At 61.5% G+C, this 7,925-nt stretch carries 11 protein-coding genes; 3 read left to right on the plus strand and 8 right to left on the minus strand.

Annotation, left to right across the window (positions count from 1 at the left end; genetic code table 11):
- Nucleotides 1–588 carry a rhombosortase gene (gene rrtA, locus ACYP5B_RS04060; RefSeq protein WP_459568636.1) on the plus strand — a complete coding sequence of 196 codons (588 nt, stop codon included), beginning with the start codon at nucleotides 1–3 and terminating at the stop codon, nucleotides 586–588.
- Here the strand turns inward: rrtA and ACYP5B_RS04065 are convergent.
- Nucleotides 563–1,027 (minus strand): DUF2127 domain-containing protein, encoded by a 465-nt coding sequence (locus ACYP5B_RS04065; RefSeq protein ID WP_318236741.1) that lies wholly within the window; start codon nucleotides 1,025–1,027, stop codon nucleotides 563–565. The two genes, rrtA and ACYP5B_RS04065, sit on opposite strands and share 26 nt — an antisense overlap.
- A 129-nt stretch (nucleotides 1,028–1,156) precedes the next feature.
- Between ACYP5B_RS04065 and ACYP5B_RS04070 the strand changes: the two genes are divergently transcribed.
- On the plus strand, nucleotides 1,157–1,384 hold the full coding sequence (locus tag ACYP5B_RS04070; RefSeq protein ID WP_174428098.1) for a DUF3820 family protein: 228 nt from the start codon (nucleotides 1,157–1,159) through the stop codon (nucleotides 1,382–1,384).
- Nucleotides 1,385–1,405: 21 nt separating this feature from the next.
- Here the strand turns inward: ACYP5B_RS04070 and ACYP5B_RS04075 are convergent, their stop codons facing one another.
- A complete protein-coding gene (locus tag ACYP5B_RS04075; RefSeq protein ID WP_459568637.1) occupies nucleotides 1,406–2,899 on the minus strand; it encodes a fumarate hydratase in 1,494 nt (497 codons plus the stop codon).
- Nucleotides 2,900–3,029: 130 nt separating this feature from the next.
- Nucleotides 3,030–3,758 (minus strand): GntR family transcriptional regulator, encoded by a 729-nt coding sequence (locus tag ACYP5B_RS04080; protein ID WP_459568638.1) that lies wholly within the window; start codon nucleotides 3,756–3,758, stop codon nucleotides 3,030–3,032.
- 217 nt (nucleotides 3,759–3,975) lie between these two features.
- Between ACYP5B_RS04080 and ACYP5B_RS04085 the strand changes: the two genes are divergently transcribed.
- On the plus strand, nucleotides 3,976–4,947 hold the full coding sequence (locus tag ACYP5B_RS04085; protein ID WP_459568639.1) for a tripartite tricarboxylate transporter substrate-binding protein: 972 nt from the start codon (nucleotides 3,976–3,978) through the stop codon (nucleotides 4,945–4,947).
- Nucleotides 4,948–5,156: 209 nt separating this feature from the next.
- On the opposite strand, the gene ACYP5B_RS04090 is transcribed toward ACYP5B_RS04085, so the two are convergent.
- The 5 genes from ACYP5B_RS04090 to ACYP5B_RS04110 all read right to left on the minus strand — a co-directional run bounded on the left by ACYP5B_RS04090 (nucleotide 5,157) and on the right by ACYP5B_RS04110 (nucleotide 7,510).
- Nucleotides 5,157–5,729, minus strand: a complete 573-nt coding sequence (locus ACYP5B_RS04090; protein WP_459568640.1) for an imm11 family protein — start codon at nucleotides 5,727–5,729, stop codon at nucleotides 5,157–5,159.
- Nucleotides 5,722–5,973, minus strand: a complete 252-nt coding sequence (locus tag ACYP5B_RS04095; protein WP_459568647.1) for a hemagglutinin repeat-containing protein — start codon at nucleotides 5,971–5,973, stop codon at nucleotides 5,722–5,724. The genes ACYP5B_RS04090 and ACYP5B_RS04095 overlap by 8 nt, the downstream gene beginning before the upstream one ends.
- Before the next feature lie 26 nt (nucleotides 5,974–5,999).
- The gene (gene imm45, locus ACYP5B_RS04100; protein ID WP_459568641.1) at nucleotides 6,000–6,323 is read right to left on the minus strand and encodes an Imm45 family immunity protein; all 324 of its coding nucleotides are present in this window, start codon (nucleotides 6,321–6,323) and stop codon (nucleotides 6,000–6,002) included.
- A 104-nt stretch (nucleotides 6,324–6,427) separates the two neighbouring features.
- A complete protein-coding gene (locus tag ACYP5B_RS04105) occupies nucleotides 6,428–6,796 on the minus strand; it encodes a DUF596 domain-containing protein (RefSeq protein WP_459568642.1) in 369 nt (122 codons plus the stop codon).
- 291 nt (nucleotides 6,797–7,087) lie between these two features.
- Nucleotides 7,088–7,510 carry a hypothetical protein gene (locus tag ACYP5B_RS04110; RefSeq protein WP_459568643.1) on the minus strand — a complete coding sequence of 141 codons (423 nt, stop codon included), beginning with the start codon at nucleotides 7,508–7,510 and terminating at the stop codon, nucleotides 7,088–7,090.
- Between the last annotated feature and the right edge of the window lie 415 nt (nucleotides 7,511–7,925).

The following is a 7,925-nucleotide window of genomic DNA, read 5'->3' on the forward strand; positions in this document are numbered from 1 at the left end:
ATGCACCCTGACAGGCGGCGCAGCGCTGGCGGGTGGCTGCTGCTTGCGCTGGCGCAGGTCGCGCTCCAGGCTGCGGGGCCTGCACTGATGCAGGCCATGCGCTTTGACCGCGAGGCCATGCTTGCGGGTGAAGCATGGCGCCTGCTGAGCTGCCATTTCGTGCATCTCGGCTGGGCGCATTGCCTGCTCAACGTGGCTGGGCTGCTGATGCTGGCGGCGATCCTGCCGGCGCGCATGCGTGCCTGGCAGGTGGTGCCGCCATTGGCTGCCATGACAGGATTGCTGCTGCTGGCCGGCGAGCCGGAACTGCAACGCTATGTGGGATTCTCCGGCATCAACTACGGACTTGCCATGATCGCCTTGCTGCCACGGGCCCGGCACGATGGCCTCGCGGCGATGCTGCTGCTGGCGCTGGCCGGCCGCGCGAGCTGGCAGCTCCTGGCTGGCCCCGCCGGGGATGCGGGCGCGTGGCTGGGCGGCCCCGTCGTGGCCAGCGCCCACCTTTACGGCCTGGCCGGCGGGACACTGCTGGCCTGGCCAGGCCGGGGGGCGGCAGCGCTGGCTAGGCGGCGGCCGGATTGCGCCTGATGCTGTTGGCCAGGTAGGCCACGATCAGTGCATTGGCGATGGCCAGCCCGATGTGGATCGCGCTTGGATGCACCACTGCCTCGTACACTTCCACCGGAATGTAGACCGCGCCCGACCATACGCCGAGCCATTTCGCCCACACGCGCTGGCGCCACAGGCCGTAGGCCTCCGTGAGGCGCATGGCCGCGTACATCGTGGCCGATCCGCCGATGGCCCACAGCCGCGCATCGCTCGGATGGGACATCAGCGACAGGAAGATGGTCGGGTAGCGGCTCCCCGGGTTCAGGTGCAGGCGGCCGACAATGGCTTCGGCCAGCGCCTGCGCGTCCCGGTGCAGCAGCGCAACCAGGCCCAGCCCCGCCAGGATCACCAGCAAACCCTTGGCGGCCTCGAACAGGGCGATGCTTTTCAGGCCAGCGCCTGAGCCTTGCTTTGCCATCTTGCTTGTCCTCGTCAGCGATAAGGTGAGGATCGTACCCCGGCGCGGCGGGCGCCGGCAAACCGGGCGCGCCACGCTGGTAACATCCCCCTGCCGGCGCCATCCGAGGCCCGCCCGAGGTCGTCACTGATGAATCCCGAACACCTGCCACTCCTGCTCACCCGCACCATGCCCTATGGCAAGTACAAGGGCCGCGTCATCGCCAGCCTGCCGGGCACCTACCTGAACTGGTTCGCGCGCGAAGGCTTTCCGCCCGGCGAGATCGGCCAGCTGCTGGCCCTGATGCACGAGCTGGACCACAACGGCCTGACCAGCCTGCTGGATCCGCTGCGCGGGCGCTATCGGCCCGGGGCTTAGCGCGTCATGGCGGCAAGGGCTTCAGCCAGCAAAAATCCGGTGAATCGACCGCCCCTGGGCATCCACCGCCACCGTGGCAGGCATGTCCTCCACCTCGAACTCGTAGATGGCCTCCATCCCCAGCTCCGCGAAGGCCAGCACGCGCGCCTTGCGGATCGCCCGGGAAATCAGGTAGGCCGCGCCGCCCACCGCGATCAGGTACGCCGCGCCGTGGCGGCGGATGGCCTCGATGGCCTCGGGGCCGCGCTCGGCCTTGCCGATCATCACCAGCAAGCCCGTCTGATCCAGCAACTGCGGCACGAACTTGTCCATGCGCGTGGCCGTGGTCGGCCCTGCCGGCCCTACCGCCTCGTCGCCCACCGCATCGACCGGCCCCACGTAGTAGATCGCGCGATTGCGCAGCGGCACCGGCAGCGGCTCGCCCGCATCCAGCATGGCAACCAGCCGCTTGTGCGCGGCATCGCGCGCCGTCAGCAGGCGGCCGCGCAGCCGCAGCGTCTCGCCAACCTGCCATTGCGCCACCTCGGCGGCGTCGAGGCAATCCAGGTCGACCACGCGGCCAGGCTTGGCGGTCAACGCGGCGGGAATGCCGTCCCAGGTATCGGCCGGCGGCGGCTCCAGCAGCGCGGGGCCTGAGCCATCCAGTTCCACCGTGACAAAGCGCGTGGCCGCGCAATTGGGAATCAGCGCCACCGGCAGCGTCGCCGCGTGGCACGGCAGCGCGGCTACCTTGACGTCCAGCACGGTGGCCAGGCCGCCCAGCCCCTGCGCGCCGATGCCAAGCGCGTTGACGCGCTCGAACAATTCCAGCCGCAGGCGTTCGGTGTCATTCGCTGGCCCCCTGTCGCGCAGCGCATGGATATCGATCGGGCTGAACAACGCGCGCTTGGCCGCCAGCATGGCCTGCTCCGGCGTGCCGCCCACCCCAACGCCAAGCACGCCGGGCGGGCACCAGCCGGCGCCCATCTGCGGGATGGCGGCGAGGATCCAGTCAACCAGCGAATCGCTCGGGTTGAGCGTGGCGAACTTCGCCTTGACGTCGCCGCCACCGCCCTTGGCCACTACGGTCATCTTGATGGTGTTGCCTGGCACCAGTTCCAGCTGCAGGAAGCCCGGCGTGTTGTCGCCGGTGTTGCGCCGCTCGCCCAGGGCCGAGCCAACCATGGTGGCGCGCAGCGGATTGGCGCTGTGCGTGTAGCCTCGGCGCACGGCGGCATCCACCATCTGCTGCACGGACAGCAGGTCGGCGCCATCACGCGCGGCAAAGCGCACGTCCATGCCCACGGTCATGAAGACCTGCGCCACGCCAGTGTCCTGGCAGATCGGCCGACGCGCCTCGGCGCTCATGCGGCTGTTGACCAGCAACTGCTCGATGGCGTCGCGCGCCGCGCCCGCCGGCTCGGCGGCAAAGGCGCGCTTGAGCGCCTGCACGAAATCGACGGGATGGTAGTAGCTGACGTACTGCAGCGCGTCGGCAATGGTGTCGACGACATCTTCCTGGAAGATCACGGTCATGGCGAGGTGGGCGCAGCAAGGTGCAGCGGCTGGGCCAATTAAATATGTTTATACATAATGACACACCCCGCCACCCGAAAGCAAACCCGTTGGCTAACCGCCCTCAGCCCATCTTCAGGCTGGCGAAGGCTCAGCCCTGACGCTGCAACACGGTCGAATACGTGAACCGATCCGCCGGATGCAAGCTCACCACCACTTCGAACAAGCGGTCGGACTGGTCAAAATACCGCCGCACGAATTCCAGCGCATGGGCGTCGGGCGCAGTGCCCAGCACTTCAGCGAGCGCGGCGGGCACGCCCACCGCTCGCACAGTCTGCCGCACTTCCTTGACCAGGCGCCCGGTGGTCTTGCCAACCATGTCGCTGATCAGGCCGGGATCCGTCTTGAGCAGCTTGCGGATCTTGCTGCCGTCGGCGGCCATCACGTAGATATCGGACCACGACAACGGATGGGCCGGCGCCTCGGGATTGGTGCGGGAGGTTTCGATGTGCAGCCAGCGCGAGCCCGGCGGGCAGCCCAGCCGGGTGGCCAACTCGATGTCCAGCACGATCTCGCGCGCGCCGTGGATCACGCGCTGCGTAGCGGCGCCGTATTGCACCAGTTCTTCGATGGTGGAGAGCTTGGGAGTGTATTCGCTGCTGCGCGGCGCGGCGGCTTCCACGCGGGTGCCGGCGCGCTTTTTACGCGAGACCAGGCCAAGCTCCTGGATGCGCATCAGCGCCACCCGCACGGTGCCGCGGCTGACGCCATGCTTCTCGGCCAGTTCCAGTTCGCCCGGCAGGCTTGACCCGACCGGATAGACCCCGCTCGTGATGTCGTGAATAAGCGCCTTGGTCAACTCGGCGTGGCGTGGCTCCATGGGTTCCCTGAATGATCGATCGATGTGCCTGAGGCGTAGCAGATGCTAGCGCCTGGCGGCCCGCAAGCCAAGCGCAAAGGGTAAACGAGATGCGGAACCCGCTTGACGGTGGACGGCCACATTTCTAGAATATGTTTAAACATATTGTTTAAATGTACATATACGCAGTACCGATCAGCTCAAAACAACCGATACCACCTTGATGATGGAGACAACAATGACCAAGCACCTGGCCACCGCCCTGGCCCTGCTAGCCCTGTCCACCAGCGCCCTGGCGCAAAGCTACCCCGCCCGCCCGATCACGTGGATCGTGCCCTTCGCCGCCGGCGGCCCCACCGACGCGCTCGCCCGCAATATCGCGGACCGCGTCGGGCGCGACCTGGGCCAGCCGGTGCTGATCGAAAACCAGGCCGGCGCCGGCGGCACCATCGGCGCGGGCAAGGCGGCAAAGGCCGCGCCCGACGGCTACACCTTCCTGGTCGGGCACATGGGCTATATGGCCGCGGCGCCATCGCTGTACAAGAAGCTGTCCTATGACCCGGTCAAGGACTTCGAAGGCGTGTTCCGCTTCCCCGATACGCCGCTGGTGCTGCTGGTAGGCGCAAATTCCAAGTTCAAGACCGTGCAAGACCTGGTCGCCTTCGCCAGCGCCAATCCGGGCAAGCTGAACTTCGGCAATGCGGGCATGGGCTCCACCTCGCATCTGGTAGCGGCCATGTTCTCCCAGCAGGCCAAGATCAAGGTGACCCCGGTCTCCTACAAAGGCGCCGGCCCGGCCCTGACCGACGTGATGGGCGGCCAGGTCGACGGCATGTTCGACCAGACCAACACCGCCCTGCCGCAGGTCAAGGGCGGCAAGGTCGTCGCCATCGCGCAGACGGCGAAGCAACGCGTGCCGCAGTTCCCCAACGTGCCCACCGTGGCGGAGACCGTGGTGCCGAACTTCGAAGCATCCACCTGGTACGGCCTGTACGCGCCAAAGGGCACGCCCAAGGACGTCATCGCCCGCAACTACGCCGCATTCGCCAAGGCCATCGCCGACCCGGAGTTCGCCAAGAAGCTGGCCGACCAGGGCATCCAGCTGCTGCCGGACGCCGCCTACAAGCCCGCGGCGCTGAACCAGCACACCGCGGCCGAAGTGGCCAAGTGGAAGACGGTGATCACCACGGCGGACATCAAGCTCGAATAAGTCCGGCTGAGGTGCCCGGCCGCACGGTGGATCAACCCCGGCGCGGCTTGGCCACCGGCTCGATCGCGAGCCCGACTTGCAGTTGACCACCGGGCTGTCCGCGTAGATCGCATCCCGGATCAACGGCGCCGCTATCGCACTGGCCGCCCCGCCAACCGCACCGTCAGCGCATGCCTTGCCGCCCGCGGCCGCACCTGATAAGTCTTTCCCTAGCTCACAGGCGTAAAGCGAATGCCGGTCACGCCGTGCTCGACCAGCAGATCACGGATACGCTGAGAGCAAACTAGAGCGATCTGCCGGCCCTTTACACGGAAAAGTTCATGACCGGCTACCTTGTCAGCATTGACTCGAAGGACATTCATGCAATAGTCACCCACCTTATCCGGGCGCCCGTCCTCCACCGTCCAGCAGGTAAAGTCCGACTTGCTCTCATCAACGCAATCAATAATATCCAGGACATTTAGCACCTCAAAGGGCTCGCCTACACCATCGATTTCTATAGGTATGCCCTGAAGTTGCCCCGCAGGGAGTGCGGCGCGCAGAACTTCCATCAAGGTCTTAGAAACCACGTATTCCGAATGCCCGCAGTTGGAGAAGTTCACCGGATGCCCGGCTTTGCGTACGACAGTTCGTAGAGGAATGGATGTGTCCCATAGCCGGCCTTGCCAGAAGGTCCCACTTACAAGCTCATTTCCACCATCGTCCCTGGGCTGATCCAAATACCATTGATCTGCGTCGTTAAAGTCGAGACCGACCTTATAGAATATCTTGCTATCACTCATAGCTTCTCATTTCTTGGTTACCCAAGCCCGCGCTGACGCCGCCCTGGCCGACGGATACGGCCACCCCCACGCCGGCGCTGGCGTTGCTGCTCTTGCGATCGGTCTCGGCGGTGTTCTGCGCGGCCAATAGGGCGATGTCGCCATCGGCCTTCAGGTGGGCATTGCCGCCGGCGCTGATGGTGCTGCCGCGCACTGTGAGGTCGGAGTCCTGCCCGGCGCCGGTGGCGCTGACATGAGCAAAAATAGATCTGCCCCTTTTTCGTTCATTCCCTACCCTGCCACATACCTATCGATCACATAGACTTCTTTCACATCACAATCAGGATAAATCCATTTACTCCAATTAGAAATGACCCACTCAACACTTACTCCACCACCTATAGCCTGAACACTTTCGGGAGGCAAGTGCACGAGAATTAATCCTGCCTTTTGACCTGATGTAACTATTAGACCATACGGCGTATGCTCATCTTGGGCATCAAATACCATAAGATCAACAACATCTTCATACGGCCACTTGGCTGGCATTCTGAGGATGTTCCCGTGCCAGAGAGATGCCGACTTTATATCGGCCAATTTTGTGATTTTTTTCATTTCATTTAACCTTTAAATCGTGCCTTCCGGAACTGTCTGCCGGCTTTGTTCGCTCCATTGAACATCACACATGATGGCTGACCACCTAGAATCCAGGACGTAGCTTACGTCCACTCAAACCACTCGTCCCCTTGATCATTCCTCATTACCCAGACGATGCCTGCTGGGCAAGCATCACTATAAAACCAGACTCCACCCGCAAGACCATCTGATTCAAGCGCTAACGCCTCCGGGGTTCCAGCCTTTGGCAGAGCATTTTCCAGACTTTCAAGCTGATCGTCGATACTCCCACTTAAGAACTCCCCGTTCTTTGCCAGCCTTACTCTCGCGGCGCGAACGAGATATCCGACAATTTGAACAAACTCAGATTTCTTTTGCTCATAATTGGCCTCCTCGCTGGTGTATAACCAAAGTGAATCGATGGCCATAGTCTCACAAAGCCTGGCTATTTCATTTATTCGCTCTTCTGTCATTATTTCTACCTAAATTTCAGTTCAACCACATTCGCGTTTGGCACTACGCCTTTGATTTGCGAATTCCCCTGTATATCAACTGTCCATCGGGCTCCAGTGGAGCCTGTTGAAGAGGACACTGGCCTCAAACGGACCTGCCGGCCGTTCTGAAGACGAGCCATCCATACGCCGGGCGCCACTTGATTCAGAGGCACGTCACCAGCCAGTTGCTGCGCATAATCCCGGATCTGTTGATCGGTCAGATTCTGTGAATTGAAAACCTTCGCAGTGCCAGCCACGTTGCTACATTCCTCACTCGTCCTCTAAGGATGCCTTTGGCAGGACCAAAACCGCCATTGCCAATGACGTAACCGCGCCCAGAGCAAAATTAGCTTCTCTGGTTAATCCATGCCAGACGTAATCCCCCCAAAGTAACGCAGCCAATGCGCCTGCTATTGATATAAAGGCGAAATTCATCCAACTCTTCTTGAGTTTCATGACGGTGTATAGCAGCGACAAAAAGAAAAATGGAACAATATAGAAGCCGATAGCAGTGATGGCAGAAACAAACGAGAAGGCAATACTCGCCCACAGCGTTAGTAATATGTCCATGGAGCCATCGCGTGGGCCAATCAGCCTGTCAACGAGAAAGAGACCGCCGAAAATAGGACCCACCAATCCTGGGCACAGGGTGAACCCTACCAACACTCTACACTTGGGGTAAATCTTCCTCATGGTTTGCAGCCTTGGGTATCTCCATAGTCCAGCAACTGGCATTCGTAACGTAGCCAAGTAAATATGCCACTTTCCATAAAGCAAAAAACGGAGTCACTATTCCAGCGGCCGCCATTTTAAATTTGCTCTTCGCAATCGATTTTTCTCCAGGGAAGCACCCACAATGCCATAACAAATTAAGTTATTACCCAAAATATAAAAACACCTAAATAGGGCGCCATATAAAAAGTGCCGATTATTTGGTTTAGGAAACTCTGATCTGCACTGGCCAGGAAGAATTAACCTGATCCACTGCTATCGACCCCGACAGGGCTTGATGCATTCAGTTATACACAAATGTCAGTACTGCCCTCGTCCCGTAGGCCACGCAGCGTTCTTGCAGCGACATGAACCTCTTTGAGTCCAAGCCAGATTG

Source organism: Cupriavidus sp. 8B (assembly GCF_054589115.1).